This window comes from Pseudomonas sp. JE3303 (assembly GCF_056312565.1).
In genome coordinates this window covers 1-13526 of record NZ_JBWGIF010000006.1, presented here as the reverse complement: position 1 = coordinate 13526, position 13526 = coordinate 1, and the positions used below count along the sequence as shown (strand labels likewise).

The following is a 13526-nucleotide window of genomic DNA, read 5'->3' as shown; positions in this document are numbered from 1 at the left end:
TTCAAGCCACCCCCCCCATGGGCCAGAACGCCACCAGCGCCAGTGGCGCTGCCACCCCTGCCGGCGCCCAGGCCCGAAGTGCATCGCGGCTGGCGAACGCCCAGAGCATCGCCCCGGTATAGAAGGCGAAGGCCGGCAGCGTCGACACGATCACCGCATCGCTGGCTGACAGCGGCAGCACACGGGCCAGGAAGGCCGTGATCGCATAGGTAAAGAGGTAACCGCCAAGCAACGCCGCGGCACTGCGCGACAGGATCGCCAGCCAGGCGGGTGTGGACTTGATCATCCAAAGCTCCTTTTGGGTGTTTACCTTGATCGGCCGGAAGGCAGGCTGTCCCCCTCTGCCCACACCGCGGCCCCGACACGAGAAAAGCCGCCCAGGCCTGGTCGATGCGCGACGAGGCGAGGGCAGCCGGGGGTAACGCAGGATCAGGTCAGAACGTGATGTTCAGTGCGGCGAACACCGCGCGGCCTGGCTGGTTGTAGGTGTTGGCGCCCGAGCTGCTGGCGTTGCCACCGCGATAGATCTGCTTGTCGAACACGTTGTTCACGCCAAGGCGCACGTCGTAGTGCTCGTTGAATTTGTAACCGGTGCTGACATCGACCAGGCCGTAGGCTTCGACGTCCTCCTGGGCATCGATGTCGTAGCTTTCCTGGGTGCGATAGTTGTACTTGGGCGACTTCTGTTTGCCGAAATAGGTACCGGCGACCTGGAACGACAGCTGCTCGGTGGCGCGCCAGTCCAGGGTCGTGTTGACCGTGTACTCCGGGATCACGCTGAGCGGCTCGCCGGTATCGCGGTTGTCGTTCTTGAGCATCCAGGTGAGGTTGGTATTCCAGTCCAGCGACGGGGTCAGCTCGATGAAGAAGTTGCCTTCCACGCCTTCGACCAGGGCCTTGCCGGCGTTTTCCCACTGGGTCACGCGGCGTCCGGCATTGATATCGTAGATCACGTCGGTGCCGCCGATGATCTTGTTCTTGTAGTCGTTGCGGAAGTAGGTCGCGCTGGTACGCCAGGTGCCACGGTCGTACAGCAGGCCGATCTCCTTGTTGATGCTGGTTTCCGGTTCGAGGTCGGCATTGCCCTGCAGATAACAGCCGCCGGAGTTGGTCTGCTGGACGCTGCAACCGTTGCCGCGGCTGTAGAGCAGATAGTTGGAGTTGTACTGGTACAGGTTCGGGGTCTTGTAGGCCCGGGCGATGCCGCCCTTGACGGTCAGCGCGTCGGTCAGCTTGTGCGACACGTTCAGGCTTGGGCTGAGGTTGTCACCAAACTCTTCGTGGTGGTCCAGGCGCAGGCCGGGGGTGACCGTGGTGTCGCCGATGACAATGTTGTCTTCGACGAACAGCGCATAGCTCTTGGCCGTCATCTTGGTCTCACTGCGGTCGAAGCCATCGATCACATCGCCGCCATTGCCCGACGGGTCGAAGCTCTGGGCACGGAACGAGCCCTGGTCGTTGAGCGACTCGTAGAGGTACTCGCCGCCGAGGGTCATGACATGCTCGGTGTTGCCCATGGCGAACGGCAGGTTCACTTCACTGGCAAGGCGGGTATTGCGCAGACGCGACATGTCCGCGCCCGAATCGTTGATCGAGCCCTCGGGACCGCCGGCCAGGCCTTCGTTCATGCGCCAGTTGCGCACGTACTGGTAAGACAGCGAGGTCTTGGTCGAGCCCCAGTCGAAGTCGCCCAGGTGGGTCAGGTCGTAGGTGTTACGCTGCATGACGTTGGTTTCATGGCCATACAGGCTGGAGATGTAGTCCGGGTTGCTGCCGCCGTTGCTGTTCATGGTGTCGCCGGCATAGATGTTGCCTTGGCGGCTGTAGCCTGCGCTCGCTTCGAGGCGATGCTGGTCGTTGAGCCTCCAGCTCAGCAGGCCGTTGATGTCCTTGTTGCGAACGCCTTCTCGGCCGGCGGACAGGGCACTGTTGGCGTGATCGGCGTTGATGTCGATGTCGTCGGCGTCGCTTTTTGCCAGGCCACCATACAGGCGGAAACCCAGGTTCTCGGTCAGCCCGCCGCTCAGGTTGAAGTTGGCGCGGCGGCTGGCGCCTTCGGCGCTGTCCTCGGGCATCTGCGTGTACAGGTTGAGGCTGCCCTTGAGCTCGTCCGTCGGGCGCTTGGTGATGATGTTCACCACCCCGCCCATGGCGCCGGAGCCATAACGCGCCGCCGCCGGACCGCGCAGGATCTCGATGCGCTCGACCGCCTCGGCCGGCACCCAGTTGGTTTCGCCCCGGGTGTCGCGGTCGCCGTTCCAGCCGTAGCGCACCGCGTTGCGTCCGCTCGATGGCTTGCCATCGATCAGGATGAGGGTGTTTTCCGGGCCCATGCCGCGCAGGTCGATCTGACGGTTGTTGCCCCGCGCGCCACTGGCGCTGTTGCCGGTCAGGTTGACGCCCGGCTCGCGGCGGATGATGTCCGACAGGTCATTGGCCGGTGGGCGACGCTTGATATCTTCCTCGGTGATGACCGAAGACCCCAGCGCCTGTCGGGCTTCTTCCTCGGCGGTGACCATGGTGTTCTGGATCACCAGCGCATTATCGCTGACCGGGATTTCCAGTACCTCACTGGAGGTGACTTCTTCAGCATGGACCGGTGTCGCGAGCATCGCAGGCGATGCCAGTGCGACAAAGGCCAGGGCCAGGCTGTTGGGTGAGGTTCTGGACTGCATTTCTCTACGTCTCCGTGTATTTGGGTAGCCACAGGGACGGTAAATATATTGATTCTCAAATAGGTTTAAATCTTATTTACGAAATTTACATCTTTGTATGGAACTCACCTTCTGCCATCCCTGGCAATCACATGCCGCAGTATTTCTCCCTGTCTCACCCTAACCGCCAAAGCTGCTCCACCTGCGTCGTATAGCTGCGGCTCATCATCTCCCTACGCATCGCCCAGTCCGGATCCGTCGGCACCGCCGCCGGGCGCAGCGTACCCCTGCCCCACCGGCCGTTGATGCAATCGAGCACTTGCATCACCCGTTCGTCCTTCAGCGGCTGCGAGGCCGTGAACAGGTCGTCCGTGTATTCCCCGCGCTGGCAGAGGTCAAGCAGCAGCACCTCGGCCTTGCTGTACTTGAATCCCGGCCGGTACAGGCGTGCGGTCGCCTCCATCGCCATGCGGGTCAGCAGGCGCACGTCATCGGTGGGATACGGCAACTGCACCACCAGGCCCTTGGCGTACTTGGCCTCGTCCGGATTGAACATCCCGGTGCGGATGCTCACGCGCATCTTGCGGCACACCGAACCCTGCGCCCGCAGCTTCTCGGAGGCGCGCATCACATAGGTGGCGACTGCTTCCTTGATTGGCGCAAGCTCCGCCACGCGCTGGCCGAACATGCGGCTGCAACAGATCTCCTGCTTCGGCGGGTCGGGCTCGTCAAGTTCCAGGCACGGCGTGCCTGCCAGCTCGCGGGCGGTCTTCTCGATCACCACGCTGAAGGTCTTGCGCAGCGTCCAGGGGTCGGCCCGGGACAGGTCCCAGGCGCTGATGATCTTCATCTCGCGCAGGTGCGCGGTCATGCGCCGGCCGATGCCCCAGACATCGGAGACCTCGCACTTCTTCAGCACCCAGTCGCGCTTGGCCGGGCCGCGCAGGTCCACCACCCCGCCGCTCTGGATCTGCCAGCGCTTGGCGGCATGGTTGGCGAGCTTGGCCAGCGTCTTGGTGCCGGCGATGCCGATGCCGACCGGGATCCCGGTGTCGCGCAACACCTTGGCGCGCAGGTCTCGCCCCAGCATGTCGAGGCTGCCTGGCACGCCAGTCAGCTCGGCGAAGGCTTCGTCGATGGAGTAGACCTCAAGGCTGGGGACCATGCCCTCGATCACCGACATCACCCGCTGGCTCATGTCGCCATACAGCGCATAGTTGGACGAAAACGCCACCACCCCATGCTTGCGCAAGGTGTCCTTGACCAGGAAATACGGCTCGCCCATCTTCACGAACGGCTTGGCGTCGGCACTGCGGGCGATGACGCAGCCGTCGTTGTTGCTCAGCACCACGATGGGCGTGCGCAGCAGGTCTGGGCGGAATACCCGTTCGCAGCTCGCGTAGAAGCTGTTGCAGTCGATCAGCGCGAAGACCGTCTCAGGCGAGGTTGTCATGGCTGCGCACACTGAAGGTGACGACGCCCCAGATCAGCAATTCATCGCCTTCGAGGATATAACGCGGGGGGAAGCGCTTGTTTTCCGACATCAACGCGACCTGGTGCCCGAGCTTGTGCAGGCGCTTGCACAGCGGCTCGCCATTGATCGCGGCGATCACGATCTGCCCGTGTCGCGCCTCCTGCGACCGGTCGACCACGATCAGGTCGCCGTCGAAGATGCCGGCGCCCTGCATGCTGTCGCCGTCTATCCTCACCAGGTACATGTGTGGCGCGCGGATATTGAACAGCTCGTCCAGCGAGATCTGCTGCTCCATGTGGTCCGCTGCCGGCGAGGGAAAACCCGCCGGCACTTGAAAGGAATACTGCGCGAGCAGCTGCCCGCCCGACGCAATCGCACCGAGAATGGAAACCATGATAAGACGGCCTTGTATTTCTACTGTATATGCATACAGTTAACTAGCTGGCGGGCATCCGGTCAAATTCAACGTGCAAATATCGACAGAAGGAGCAGCGCATGTGCGGACGATTCGTCCAGTCCAGGGACATAACGGATTACCTGCACGAACTCGATTCCGAGCAGGACGTGATCAGCGGCTACGACCGCACCCCGGTCAACCGCTACAACGTCGCCCCCGGCACCCGCGTGCTGATCCTGCACAACGCCGACGATGGCCTGCGCATCGATCCGTGCCACTGGGGCTGGGCGCCCTTCTGGGCCGCCAGCAAGCGCCCGGCGCCGATCAACGCCCGGGTCGAGACCGTGACCACCGGCAAGTTCTTCAAGGCGCTCTGGCCCCAGGGCCGCGCGCTGGTGATGGCCGACGGCTGGTACGAATGGGTAAGCGACCCCCGGGACCCCAAGCGCAAGCAGCCCTACTTCATCCGCCTGAAGGGCCAGGCACCCATGTTCATGGCGGCGCTGGCCGAGGTGCATGCCGGGCTCGAGCCGAATGAAGGGGACGGTTTTGTCATCATCACTGCAGCCAGCGACCAGGGGATGCTGGATATCCACGACCGCCGGCCGCTGGTGCTGTCGCCGGAGCATGCACGGCAGTGGATCGATCCGTCGCTGACAGCGCGGGAGGCGGAGGAACTGGCGCGGGACGAGTGCTTGCCGGTTGAAGCGTTCGAGTGGTTCGCGGTGAGCAAGGCGGTGGGGAATGTGCGCAATGAGGGGGCGGAGTTGATCGTGGCGCAGCCGGAGGAGCCGGATTTGTGGGGTTAGCGGTCAGGAAGCCAGTTGTTCCCATTCGCCCGTAGCCGCGCACCCTGCCCGCTGGAACAACGCCTCGAACTGGGCTCCATATCCAACGAGATCCGGATGGGCCCGGTTGGCCGCGACCCAGGCGAATACAAGTACGCAGGCCCGTGCCAGTTCGTCATCCAGTTCCCACAAAGCAGTAAGGGCGAAGCCACCCTGGATGTCCGGTGCCCACCAGGCGAACAGAAAATCCGCGACGTGGCGAGACTGGGGAGTGTCGCCATCGGCCACGGCGAGCAGTCGTTCGAGGGCGGCGCGGGTGGTGGTGCCTAGCTCGGGAATCAGCGTCAGGGACATCAGCGGTGCACTCCTAGGACGGACAGGAGATTCGTCGATTTACGGGGGCTATCTGCTAGGAGTGGTGCGCAGGGGAAAAAGTGGCATGGCGCGCAGAAAAATAGTGGAGTGCCGCGAGCGGGCTAAGCTAATCACCGCTGTTCCCCATCATGGATCGAGGCCCTACCTATGCAGTTGTCCGCCCTGCCCTTCACCGCAGCCCTCGCGCTGTCCATCGCCTGCGCCACCGCAAGCGCCGCTGACCTGGCCCCTGGTGACCTGCTCAAGCAGGCGCAAGCCGAACGCCCCGCCTATCTGGAAACCCTGAAAACCCTCGTGTCGGTCGATACTGGCACCGGCACGCAGCCGGGCCTGACGGAGGTCAGCGCCTTGCTGGTCAAGCGCCTGCAAGCCCTCGGCGCCAAGGTCGAGACCCATCCAGCGACGCCATCGGTGGGCGACAACATCGTCGGCACCTTCAAGGGCACTGGCAGCAAGAACTTCCTGCTCATGGTCCACTACGACACGGTATTCGGCCCCGGCACCGTCGCCAAGCGCCCGTTCCGCACCGAAGGCGAACGCGCCTACGGCCCAGGCGTCGCCGATGCCAAGGGCGGCGTGGCGATGATCCTGCATGCGGTCAAGCTGCTGCAGGACCAGAAATTCGACGGCTACGGCACCTTGACCGTGCTCTTCAACCCGGATGAAGAGATGGGTTCGGCCGGCTCGAAGCAGATCATCACCGAGCTGGCGCGCAAGCATGACTACGTCTTTTCCTACGAGCCACCCGACAAGGACGCCGTCACCGTCGCCACTAACGGCATCAACCGCGTGAACCTGGAGGTCAAAGGCCGCTCTTCCCACGCCGGTTCCGCGCCCGAGGAAGGCCGCAACGCCCTCACCGAACTGGCCCACCAGATCATCCAGCTCAAGGACCTCGGCGACCCTTCCAAGGGCACCACGGTCAACTGGACCCTGGCCAAGGCCGGTGAAAAAGCCAACATCATTCCCGCCCTGGCCACCGCCGATGCGGACATGCGCTACTCCGACCTCGCCGAGTCCGATCGTGTGCTGGCCGATGCCAAGCGCATCGTGCAGAACCGCCTGATCGCCGACACCGAGACCACCGTCACCCTGATCAAAGGCCGCCCACCGCTGGCGAAGAATGACGGCTCCGAGCAGTTGGCCAAGACCGCCCAGCAGCTCTACAGCCAGATCGACCAGAAGATCGAACCCATCGCCATGCGCTTCGGCACCGATGCCGGCTATGCCTATGTTCCGGGCAGCGCCAAGCCAGCGGTGCTAGAGACGATGGGTGTGGTCGGGGCGGGGTTGCATGCCGATGATGAGTACATCGAGCTGAAGAGCATCGCGCCACGGTTGTATCTGACGGTGGCGATGATCAGGAAATTGGCGGAGTAGGATCAGGCCGTAACGCCGCACTGCCCGACTCGCCGGGCAATGCGGTCGAACCATCCGACGAGCTGTACCCTTGTTCATTGGACTGTCCACACCGCCCGCTTGTCTATCACTACAGATCCGCTGGCCAGACCACCCTATCCCGAGAAGGAGATTCACCCATGACGGAAATCACCAACGACATCGAGCTGCCCTACGAAGGGCCAGTCCTGCTGACGCTGACCTACAGTGCCGAGAAGGGTGGCGAGGACCGCGAGGCCCGCCATGCCGACCTGGAACTGCTGATCGAGGCCACGGCCACCGAAGGCGCCTACACCGTAGTGCTCGGCCATGCCCTGGGCGGCGACCTGCTCAAGGACCCCGGCCTTTCCTACGCTCACCTGGCGATACCCAGCGGCGGCACACTGCAAGGCCGCGTCGCCTCTGTGGACCGGCGGGGATTCCAGCTGGTGCTGGTCGAGGATGAAGCCGACAGGACGATGTGATTGGCAATCGTTGAGCGACCGGCCACGCTGGCCCCTACCTCACGCGCCTGGCCGCCCAACGTTCATCCACACCATCAGCACTGTCAGCGTCGCAAGAGAGCCGAGCGTGGAAATCAGGATCGTCCTGGAGATCAACCCGGCCTCTCGGCGATAGAATTCGGCCAACATGAACGGCCCGGTACCAGTCGGCAGCGCGCTCAGCAGGACAGCCGAATTCGCCCACATCGGCTGCAAGGCGAACACCTTGAAGGCCAGGAACCAGGTGAGAAGCGGCTGACCCAGCAGCTTGATGGCAACCAAGGGCCAAGGGTTGCTCTTGGCCGTCGGCGCTGCCGTTTTCTGCCCCAGGAACAGACCCAGAGAAACGAGCGCGCAAGGCGTCGTCGCGGTGGCCAGCATGTCGAGAAAGTGCATGACTGGATCAGCCAACGGGACCCCGGACAGTGCCCAGGCGGAACCGGCGATCGGGGCTACAACCAGAGGATTCCTGGACAGTGCCTTGACGACAACCGCAACGGCCTTGCCAACATGCTTCTCCTCCTGCAGACCGACTTCGATACAGATCACAGCGAGCGCAAACAGCAGGCAGACGACGATCAGCGTGGAGATCAGCGCAGGTTGCAGGCCCTGATGGCCGAACACGATGGCGCACAAGGGAATGCCGATGTATCCCGTGTTCGCGTAGCCGGCGCTCAAGCCATCGATACTCGAGCTCGCCAGCCCATGCCCAGTACCGAGGCGCCATAGGACGGTGGCAACGAAGATCGCCAGCGTTCCTGCTCCAAAGGAAATGATGAATCCAGGCTGCCAGATCTCTGCCCACGAAGCGGTCGCGGTCACCTTGAACAACAGCGCTGGAAGACACAGCCACACGACCATCTTGTTGATTTCCGAAGCGGCCTTGTCTCCCAGGCGGTTCGTCTTGCGGCAAATGAAACCCGCCAATATCAGTGCGAAAATGGGCAGGACGATTGCGAGAACGGTGAACATCGATTTCTACGATTCCAGAGGGGATTTAAGCGCGAACAGTCTAGAATCGCGCATCGATGCAGTCCAATTACTATGGAGTGCATGATTGATAGCTACGGAGCATTGATGATCGAGCACCGCCACCTTCGTTATTTCCTGGCTTTGGCCGAGGTGCTGCACTACGGCAAGGCTGCTGCCCAAGTGAACGTTTCCCAGCCTTCGTTGAGCCGTCAGATTGCCGACCTTGAAGCCTCGCTAGGCTGCAAACTCTTTTCACGAACCTCCCGCTCGGTAGAACTGACGGCAGCGGGGCGTGAATTCCAGCGAGGGGCACAGTTGAGCATGCAGACGCTGAACTCCGCCATTCGCTCGACCCAAGCGGTAGCGCGTGGAGAGAAAGGCGAGCTGAGAATTGCATTCACCTCGATGATCGCCTGGACCGGACTGCCCAGGATCATCAAGGCCTATGCGGCAGCCGCGCCCAGCGTGGACCTGACACTCTTCGAACTGCTGCCCCAGGATCTGCTCAGGGCTGTGGAGAACGACGAGTGCGACATTGGCCTGACCTTCAGGACGCCTGTTCGAGAGCCATTGCGGTACCAAGGTTTTCAACAGGAAAGGTTGTGCATGGCAGTGCCCGCCGACCACCCTCTGGCGCAACGCGATAACGTCAGCGTTGCAGACCTTCAGCATGAGCCCTTCATTTTAAGCCCCCGAGCAACCGCTTCGGTCCTGCATGACAGCATCGTCGGGCTCTGCGAGCGTCATGGATTCGAGCCCAGAGTGCGAATGTATACCCAGTTGCAAGGCACCATAGTGAACCTGGTTGGCGAAGGACTCGGCGTCTCGATCGTTCCCACGTCCATGTCCAAGTCCAGTTTGCAGTCCGTCAGGTTCCTGCCGATTGCCGACGCACCCGAGATCACGCTTGGCATGGTCTGGAGCGGTGAGAACGCCAATCCTTGCCTGGCGGCGTTCATTGGCAGTACGAAAGCTGGTAGTTAATACTTCTTGTCCCAACAGCCTGCGGCCATCAGGAGACATGGGCAGAAGGCAATCCCTGCCGCCTTCCACCCATGATGCGAGCGAGGCCTAGCGAACGGGCCCCGTCATCATCCCGTGCGTCACATCCTCGACCAGCGCCTTGGCCATTCCGCTGAGATAATGGGCACCCCAGACCATCTGGCCATTGCCATCGACCCCGGCGTCCAGCGTCATCTTGTACACGCAGTCCAACAGCACCGACGCCTGCTCCAGCGCATATTCCGCGTCGTGCCCCGGCTGGACCTTGAACAACCGGTCCGCGATCGTGCCGCCGACGCCCTCCCCGAAGGTACCGACGCCAGAAGTCTTCAGCTCTTTAAGTTTCATGTTGCTACTCATACCTAACCTCCAGGCGTGCGCAGCTGAGCTGGCGCACGCATCCCTCTGTAGAAGCGGGCTTGTCGGACCGCGGAACCGCCGCGATAAACCCAACTTGGTTCTCATCAGTGCACAGCCCGCACCCGACTCAGCGCCATCTCGACCAGACTGTGAGCATTTTCAATCTCATGCATCGCGGCCAAGGTCATCACCTGTCCAGCAGGTTTGGGATGGAGCAGCACCGTCTGCTGCGCGATGGTCAAGGCGCAGACCAGGTATTCCGAGGTCTGGAGAAGCAGGGCTTCTATGGAGGGAGGTGTATCGGTGGTCTCGGGTGGGTCTGGAACGATTTTCAACATGGCATAGCCCTTCATCAAGTGGAGCCGCCACACCCTGCTGTCAAACAGGAAGGTGGCAACTGTACGCGGGTTGACAGACCGAGGATGAAGGGACTCGGCGCACACAAGGTGCCCCACGTACAGCCGCCATAAAGCGCGAACGTGCGACCTTCATAAGCATCGGTCTGTCAAAACCGGTCGTTGATGAGCAACGACTGGCCGAGACTAGACCCGCGTAAATCACATCGCAAGCGCTCAGAAGCGGTTGAAGGATAATTCGGAAATGTCCTACACGATATAGGCGAAGTCTGAACTTTTCGCGTTTATTGGGAGCTGGTCTGCGGACCAGGCGCTTGGTATCTGTCCCGGCAGCCCTAGGAACCTCCACTCCCGGGATACAGAAACGGTGATGAGACTAGGTATTGTGAGAGTCCCGCTCTGCGGGGCCTCCTTCATTCCCTCAACGCCGCCTTGATACACCTCGCGACAATCCACTGGGCCACGCCTGAGTCAGGAGGTGTAGCATTGCCCCATCAAGTTCCTCACCTGATTGCTTTGGGTGGGATAGCCAATAGTCGAAGCGCAGACACGCGGAGGAAGGCAAGAATCACCTCAAGGGTCGACCGAGCCTCTTTGGGTCACTTCGGAGTTACCGAGCCAGTTGGGGAGGGGTTTGCGAGATGAAGCTGGATCTTGGCCCCGGATACCGCATCTACTACGCGATCAAGGATCGCAAGGTGATTTTCCTGCTGGGTGGAGGTTCGAAGGACAAGCAGCAGAGGGACATTGACCAGGCTAGAGCACTCTGGAAAGGACACAACGCCAAGGTGAAAAAGAAATGACAGCCCATACTCGACCCCATGAAGATAGCGTTCTGGAAATGCTCAGAAACGACGAGGCATTTGCCATCGAATACTTGTCAGCGGCCCTCGAGGAAATTGATGAAGCGGGCGGAGAAGATGCCTTCCTGATCGCCGTTCGTCGCATAGCGGAGGCTAGAGGCGGGATGGGAAGTGTCTCGCAGCATACCGGCCTGGCTAGAGGCAATTTCTACCGGTCGTTCGCTGCCGGAGGCGACCCAAAGCTTTCGACGATTCTCAAGGTCCTGCAGGCACTGGGCGTAGGGATGTCGAAAGTGGTTACACACCGTGCCGAAGGTGAAACTTGCACGCAACATACGCGCTGACGCGGATCTGGACGGCATAGCCGCCGCTCCTATCGGCTCTTTCCCTGTTCTGATCGTTGCCTTTTCATATGTCTCTAGACTCAGTCTCAAAACCAATGGCCACGCGCTCCGAGCCGTCCCGCCGCTTCTCTGTCGCCCCCATGATGGATCGGGGCTACTGATCGGTAAAGCCCAGCAAAATCAGCAGGTTTATGGCGGTTCAAGTTTTGCTGTAGCAAAAATTAAGCGGAGAGGTGGGAATGACCGCATAAACGCTCATTTTTTAGGCGGGAATTGCAGGTACACGGGCGGTACATTCAGCGGCAGGCGTCGACCCCAGCAACAAGCTGTTTCTCGTAGCCGATCCTTTGCCGGCGCTCTGCCAGCAGCGCCCGGACCTTCACTTCCAGGCTGTCGTCCTTCTTCAGCCCGGCGGCCGCCCAGGACGGAACGGCCACCAGCGGCGCGCGGCACGGCACCTGGACCGGCACCTCGACGCGGACCGTGCGGGGCTCCGGCTCGACTTGGCCTGCGCAGGCAGTCAGCAGCAGGCCGACCAGCAAGACCTGCAGCACCTGCAGCGCCTGCAATTTCATAGGCCCAACTCCTTGTCGATGATCGCGCCGGCGGCCGCGCACTGGTCGCCGCCGGTTCGCTCCTGCTGTAATCGGTTCGCCGCGGCATAGTCCGCCCGCGCGCCGGCCTCGGCGGACTTAGCCGCCTGCTGGGCCTGCGCTTCCCGGTCCTTGCCAGCCTGGACCAGGTCGCCCAGCGCCTTGCCCTGCTCGTCCGCGAGCGTGACCAGGTTCTTCCGGGCGATGCCGCAGGCCTGGGCCGAATCTTCCGCCGCGCGCCGGCCCTGCCGGGCCTCTTCCACCCTGCCCTCCTGCCACCAGATGAGGCCAGCGGCAGCCAGGGCCAGCCACAGCCACGCGGGAATGACCCTCAGCAACGCCACCGGCCCGCTCATGCGAGTTCGCCGCCGAGCCGCTGGAACTGCGCGATCAGCTTGTCAGACTTGTGCGGGTTCTGCCCGTAGTCGTTGCCCGGGAAGCTGGCCCAGATGTTCGAGCACTTGGCGATGGCCTGCTCGATGCGGCCCGCCTTGATGTCGTCGAGGGCGCGACGCTCGCGGATCTGCTGCAATGCCACGCGGTCCTGGTTCTCTGGCGTGAAGCCGCCCTTGAGTTGCAGGCTACGGCGGTAGGCGTCCCAGTACCGTTCGAGGAGTTGGTAGCGGCCGGCTGCCGTGCTGGTCACCGGCTTTCCATTGATGGGGAAGGTCAGTCGGCGGCGCGGGTGATCCAGGTAGCCAGTGAACAGCCCGCCGCCGTACAGGACGTTGTAGCCTTCGTCGCTAGCCTTGATAGTCGAGGTGCCCTCTGAAAAGGCGATCAGGTCCAGGAAGAGCAGCACGTTCGCGCCGCCGGCCTGGGCCGCAGTGAGTCGAGCCATAGGTTTTCTCCAGGCAAAAAAATACCGCCCGAAGGCGGCATTGGATGGGGTGGCGGTCAGGCCGGCGGCGCGGGCCAGTCGATGGTGGTTGGATAGCCTGGCTGGTCGGGCAGCCGGTTCAGCGCTACGCGATACCGCTTCCACTCCTTCAGCAGCGCGACCTCGGGCTCAGTTGCTTCGTCCAAGTCGACAGCATCTTGCAGGGGAGCGATTGCGCTATCGGCAACGAGCCTGCGCTGGGCCACTTCACCAGCAATCTTGACCAGTAACTGCTCTGCAGCGGCCTGCGCCTTCGCCTCGACGGTGATCATCTGCGTCCAGTCGATATTGTTCATTGTTTCTGCACCTCAGCCAGCAAGGCCGGAATATCGTAGATGGGTAGCGGAACAGCACCGTCGGCAGTGATAAGCAGAGGTTGCGGGAACCTGGTAGTTTCTGGCGCATTTGATCCGTGCGGCAAGCGCAGGGTGACAACCAGGTCACCATTTATGCGCTCGACAGGGCCGTAGAACCATTCTGATTTTATCGCCTCTCGCGGCAGCGTTGCTCCATCAGTGAGTGGAGAGAAATCGAATGCTTCACCGTTCACCGTCAGGGTATCGCCCTGCCGAGCGACTGCCAGGGTTTCTTCCATGCGGACCGGGGAAAGAATGATTTTCATGATTAGAATTTCCTGCCGATTGCGGT

The 13526-nt window shown here is 62.0% G+C and carries 18 protein-coding genes and 1 pseudogene; 6 read left to right on the top strand and 13 right to left on the bottom strand.

Annotation, left to right across the window (positions count from 1 at the left end; genetic code table 11):
* Position 1 precedes the first annotated feature (1 nt).
* From AC0ZZU_RS09825 to AC0ZZU_RS09810, 4 genes are all read right to left on the bottom strand, one after another.
* Entirely contained in the window at positions 2 to 286 is a 285-nt protein-coding gene (locus tag AC0ZZU_RS09825; protein ID WP_476340353.1) for an iron transporter, read from the bottom strand.
* Positions 287 to 434: 148 nt separating this feature from the next.
* Positions 435 to 2675: a TonB-dependent siderophore receptor gene (locus tag AC0ZZU_RS09820; protein ID WP_476340352.1), complete on the bottom strand. Its 2241-nt coding sequence runs from the start codon at positions 2673 to 2675 to the stop codon at positions 435 to 437.
* A gap of 154 nt (positions 2676 to 2829) precedes the next feature.
* The gene (locus AC0ZZU_RS09815) at positions 2830 to 4107 is read right to left on the bottom strand and encodes a Y-family DNA polymerase (RefSeq protein WP_476340351.1); all 1278 of its coding nucleotides are present in this window, start codon (positions 4105 to 4107) and stop codon (positions 2830 to 2832) included.
* Positions 4091 to 4522, bottom strand: a complete 432-nt coding sequence (locus AC0ZZU_RS09810; protein WP_476340350.1) for a LexA family protein — start codon at positions 4520 to 4522, stop codon at positions 4091 to 4093. The genes AC0ZZU_RS09815 and AC0ZZU_RS09810 overlap by 17 nt, the downstream gene beginning before the upstream one ends.
* A gap of 101 nt (positions 4523 to 4623) precedes the next feature.
* Here AC0ZZU_RS09810 and AC0ZZU_RS09805 point away from each other — a divergent pair, with 101 nt between their 5' ends.
* On the top strand, positions 4624 to 5334 hold the full coding sequence (locus tag AC0ZZU_RS09805; RefSeq protein WP_476340349.1) for an SOS response-associated peptidase family protein: 711 nt from the start codon (positions 4624 to 4626) through the stop codon (positions 5332 to 5334).
* 3 nt (positions 5335 to 5337) lie between these two features.
* Here the strand turns inward: AC0ZZU_RS09805 and AC0ZZU_RS09800 are convergent, their stop codons facing one another.
* A complete protein-coding gene (locus AC0ZZU_RS09800) occupies positions 5338 to 5667 on the bottom strand; it encodes a DUF7673 family protein (protein ID WP_476340348.1) in 330 nt (109 codons plus the stop codon).
* 168 nt (positions 5668 to 5835) lie between these two features.
* On the opposite strand from AC0ZZU_RS09800, the gene AC0ZZU_RS09795 reads away from it, so the two are divergent.
* Both AC0ZZU_RS09795 and AC0ZZU_RS09790 read left to right on the top strand, forming a co-directional pair.
* Positions 5836 to 7068, top strand: a complete 1233-nt coding sequence (locus AC0ZZU_RS09795; RefSeq protein WP_476340347.1) for a M20/M25/M40 family metallo-hydrolase — start codon at positions 5836 to 5838, stop codon at positions 7066 to 7068.
* A 158-nt stretch (positions 7069 to 7226) separates the two neighbouring features.
* Positions 7227 to 7550 (top strand): hypothetical protein, encoded by a 324-nt coding sequence (locus AC0ZZU_RS09790; RefSeq protein WP_476340346.1) that lies wholly within the window; start codon positions 7227 to 7229, stop codon positions 7548 to 7550.
* 39 nt (positions 7551 to 7589) lie between these two features.
* On the opposite strand, the gene AC0ZZU_RS09785 is transcribed toward AC0ZZU_RS09790, so the two are convergent.
* Positions 7590 to 8540 carry an AEC family transporter gene (locus tag AC0ZZU_RS09785; RefSeq protein ID WP_476340345.1) on the bottom strand — a complete coding sequence of 317 codons (951 nt, stop codon included), beginning with the start codon at positions 8538 to 8540 and terminating at the stop codon, positions 7590 to 7592.
* A gap of 81 nt (positions 8541 to 8621) precedes the next feature.
* Between AC0ZZU_RS09785 and AC0ZZU_RS09780 the strand changes: the two genes are divergently transcribed.
* Positions 8622 to 9524, top strand: a complete 903-nt coding sequence (locus tag AC0ZZU_RS09780) for a LysR family transcriptional regulator (protein ID WP_476340344.1) — start codon at positions 8622 to 8624, stop codon at positions 9522 to 9524.
* An 87-nt stretch (positions 9525 to 9611) separates the two neighbouring features.
* Here the strand turns inward: AC0ZZU_RS09780 and AC0ZZU_RS09775 are convergent, their stop codons facing one another.
* Entirely contained in the window at positions 9612 to 9890 is a 279-nt protein-coding gene (locus tag AC0ZZU_RS09775) for a DUF3077 domain-containing protein (RefSeq protein WP_476340343.1), read from the bottom strand.
* A gap of 116 nt (positions 9891 to 10006) precedes the next feature.
* The gene (locus AC0ZZU_RS09770) at positions 10007 to 10240 is read right to left on the bottom strand and encodes a hypothetical protein (RefSeq protein WP_476340342.1); all 234 of its coding nucleotides are present in this window, start codon (positions 10238 to 10240) and stop codon (positions 10007 to 10009) included.
* A gap of 525 nt (positions 10241 to 10765) precedes the next feature.
* Between AC0ZZU_RS09770 and AC0ZZU_RS09765 the strand changes: the two are divergent.
* Together AC0ZZU_RS09765 and AC0ZZU_RS09760 are read left to right on the top strand one after the other, a co-directional pair.
* A pseudogene (locus AC0ZZU_RS09765) lies at positions 10766 to 11061 on the top strand (type II toxin-antitoxin system RelE/ParE family toxin).
* A complete protein-coding gene (locus AC0ZZU_RS09760; protein ID WP_476340341.1) occupies positions 11058 to 11405 on the top strand; it encodes an addiction module antidote protein in 348 nt (115 codons plus the stop codon). The pseudogene AC0ZZU_RS09765 and the gene AC0ZZU_RS09760 overlap by 4 nt, the downstream one beginning before the upstream one ends.
* Before the next feature lie 296 nt (positions 11406 to 11701).
* On the opposite strand, the gene AC0ZZU_RS09755 is transcribed toward AC0ZZU_RS09760, so the two are convergent.
* From AC0ZZU_RS09755 to AC0ZZU_RS09735, 5 genes are read right to left on the bottom strand one after another with little or no spacing between them, the layout of a single operon-like run.
* Positions 11702 to 11980 carry a hypothetical protein gene (locus tag AC0ZZU_RS09755; protein ID WP_476340340.1) on the bottom strand — a complete coding sequence of 93 codons (279 nt, stop codon included), beginning with the start codon at positions 11978 to 11980 and terminating at the stop codon, positions 11702 to 11704.
* Entirely contained in the window at positions 11977 to 12354 is a 378-nt protein-coding gene (locus AC0ZZU_RS09750) for a hypothetical protein (protein WP_476340339.1), read from the bottom strand. Before AC0ZZU_RS09750 ends, AC0ZZU_RS09755 begins: the two co-directional genes overlap by 4 nt.
* Complete coding sequence (locus AC0ZZU_RS09745; protein WP_476340338.1) at positions 12351 to 12839, bottom strand: glycoside hydrolase family 24 protein; 489 nt, start codon at positions 12837 to 12839, stop codon at positions 12351 to 12353. The genes AC0ZZU_RS09750 and AC0ZZU_RS09745 overlap by 4 nt, the downstream gene beginning before the upstream one ends.
* Positions 12840 to 12895: 56 nt before the next feature.
* On the bottom strand, positions 12896 to 13174 hold the full coding sequence (locus AC0ZZU_RS09740; protein WP_476340337.1) for a tail fiber assembly protein: 279 nt from the start codon (positions 13172 to 13174) through the stop codon (positions 12896 to 12898).
* Complete coding sequence (locus AC0ZZU_RS09735; RefSeq protein ID WP_476340726.1) at positions 13171 to 13473, bottom strand: hypothetical protein; 303 nt, start codon at positions 13471 to 13473, stop codon at positions 13171 to 13173. The genes AC0ZZU_RS09740 and AC0ZZU_RS09735 overlap by 4 nt, the downstream gene beginning before the upstream one ends.
* Positions 13474 to 13526: the final 53 nt, after the last annotated feature.

Bases quoted from the DNA above. Each gene is read 5' to 3' on its own strand.
- AC0ZZU_RS09825 (WP_476340353.1), bottom strand. From the start codon at position 286: ATGATCAAGTCCACACCCGCCTGGCTGGCGATCCTGTCGCGCAGTGCC.
- AC0ZZU_RS09820 (WP_476340352.1), bottom strand. From the start codon at position 2,675: ATGCAGTCCAGAACCTCACCCAACAGCCTGGCCCTGGCCTTTGTCGCA.
- AC0ZZU_RS09815 (WP_476340351.1), bottom strand. From the start codon at position 4,107: ATGACAACCTCGCCTGAGACGGTCTTCGCGCTGATCGACTGCAACAGC.
- AC0ZZU_RS09810 (WP_476340350.1), bottom strand. From the start codon at position 4,522: ATGGTTTCCATTCTCGGTGCGATTGCGTCGGGCGGGCAGCTGCTCGCG.
- AC0ZZU_RS09805 (WP_476340349.1), top strand. From the start codon at position 4,624: ATGTGCGGACGATTCGTCCAGTCCAGGGACATAACGGATTACCTGCAC.
- AC0ZZU_RS09800 (WP_476340348.1), bottom strand. From the start codon at position 5,667: ATGTCCCTGACGCTGATTCCCGAGCTAGGCACCACCACCCGCGCCGCC.
- AC0ZZU_RS09795 (WP_476340347.1), top strand. From the start codon at position 5,836: ATGCAGTTGTCCGCCCTGCCCTTCACCGCAGCCCTCGCGCTGTCCATC.
- AC0ZZU_RS09790 (WP_476340346.1), top strand. From the start codon at position 7,227: ATGACGGAAATCACCAACGACATCGAGCTGCCCTACGAAGGGCCAGTC.
- AC0ZZU_RS09785 (WP_476340345.1), bottom strand. From the start codon at position 8,540: ATGTTCACCGTTCTCGCAATCGTCCTGCCCATTTTCGCACTGATATTG.
- AC0ZZU_RS09780 (WP_476340344.1), top strand. From the start codon at position 8,622: ATGATTGATAGCTACGGAGCATTGATGATCGAGCACCGCCACCTTCGT.
- AC0ZZU_RS09775 (WP_476340343.1), bottom strand. From the start codon at position 9,890: ATGAAACTTAAAGAGCTGAAGACTTCTGGCGTCGGTACCTTCGGGGAG.
- AC0ZZU_RS09770 (WP_476340342.1), bottom strand. From the start codon at position 10,240: ATGTTGAAAATCGTTCCAGACCCACCCGAGACCACCGATACACCTCCC.
- AC0ZZU_RS09760 (WP_476340341.1), top strand. From the start codon at position 11,058: ATGACAGCCCATACTCGACCCCATGAAGATAGCGTTCTGGAAATGCTC.
- AC0ZZU_RS09755 (WP_476340340.1), bottom strand. From the start codon at position 11,980: ATGAAATTGCAGGCGCTGCAGGTGCTGCAGGTCTTGCTGGTCGGCCTG.
- AC0ZZU_RS09750 (WP_476340339.1), bottom strand. From the start codon at position 12,354: ATGAGCGGGCCGGTGGCGTTGCTGAGGGTCATTCCCGCGTGGCTGTGG.
- AC0ZZU_RS09745 (WP_476340338.1), bottom strand. From the start codon at position 12,839: ATGGCTCGACTCACTGCGGCCCAGGCCGGCGGCGCGAACGTGCTGCTC.
- AC0ZZU_RS09740 (WP_476340337.1), bottom strand. From the start codon at position 13,174: ATGAACAATATCGACTGGACGCAGATGATCACCGTCGAGGCGAAGGCG.
- AC0ZZU_RS09735 (WP_476340726.1), bottom strand. From the start codon at position 13,473: ATGGAAGAAACCCTGGCAGTCGCTCGGCAGGGCGATACCCTGACGGTG.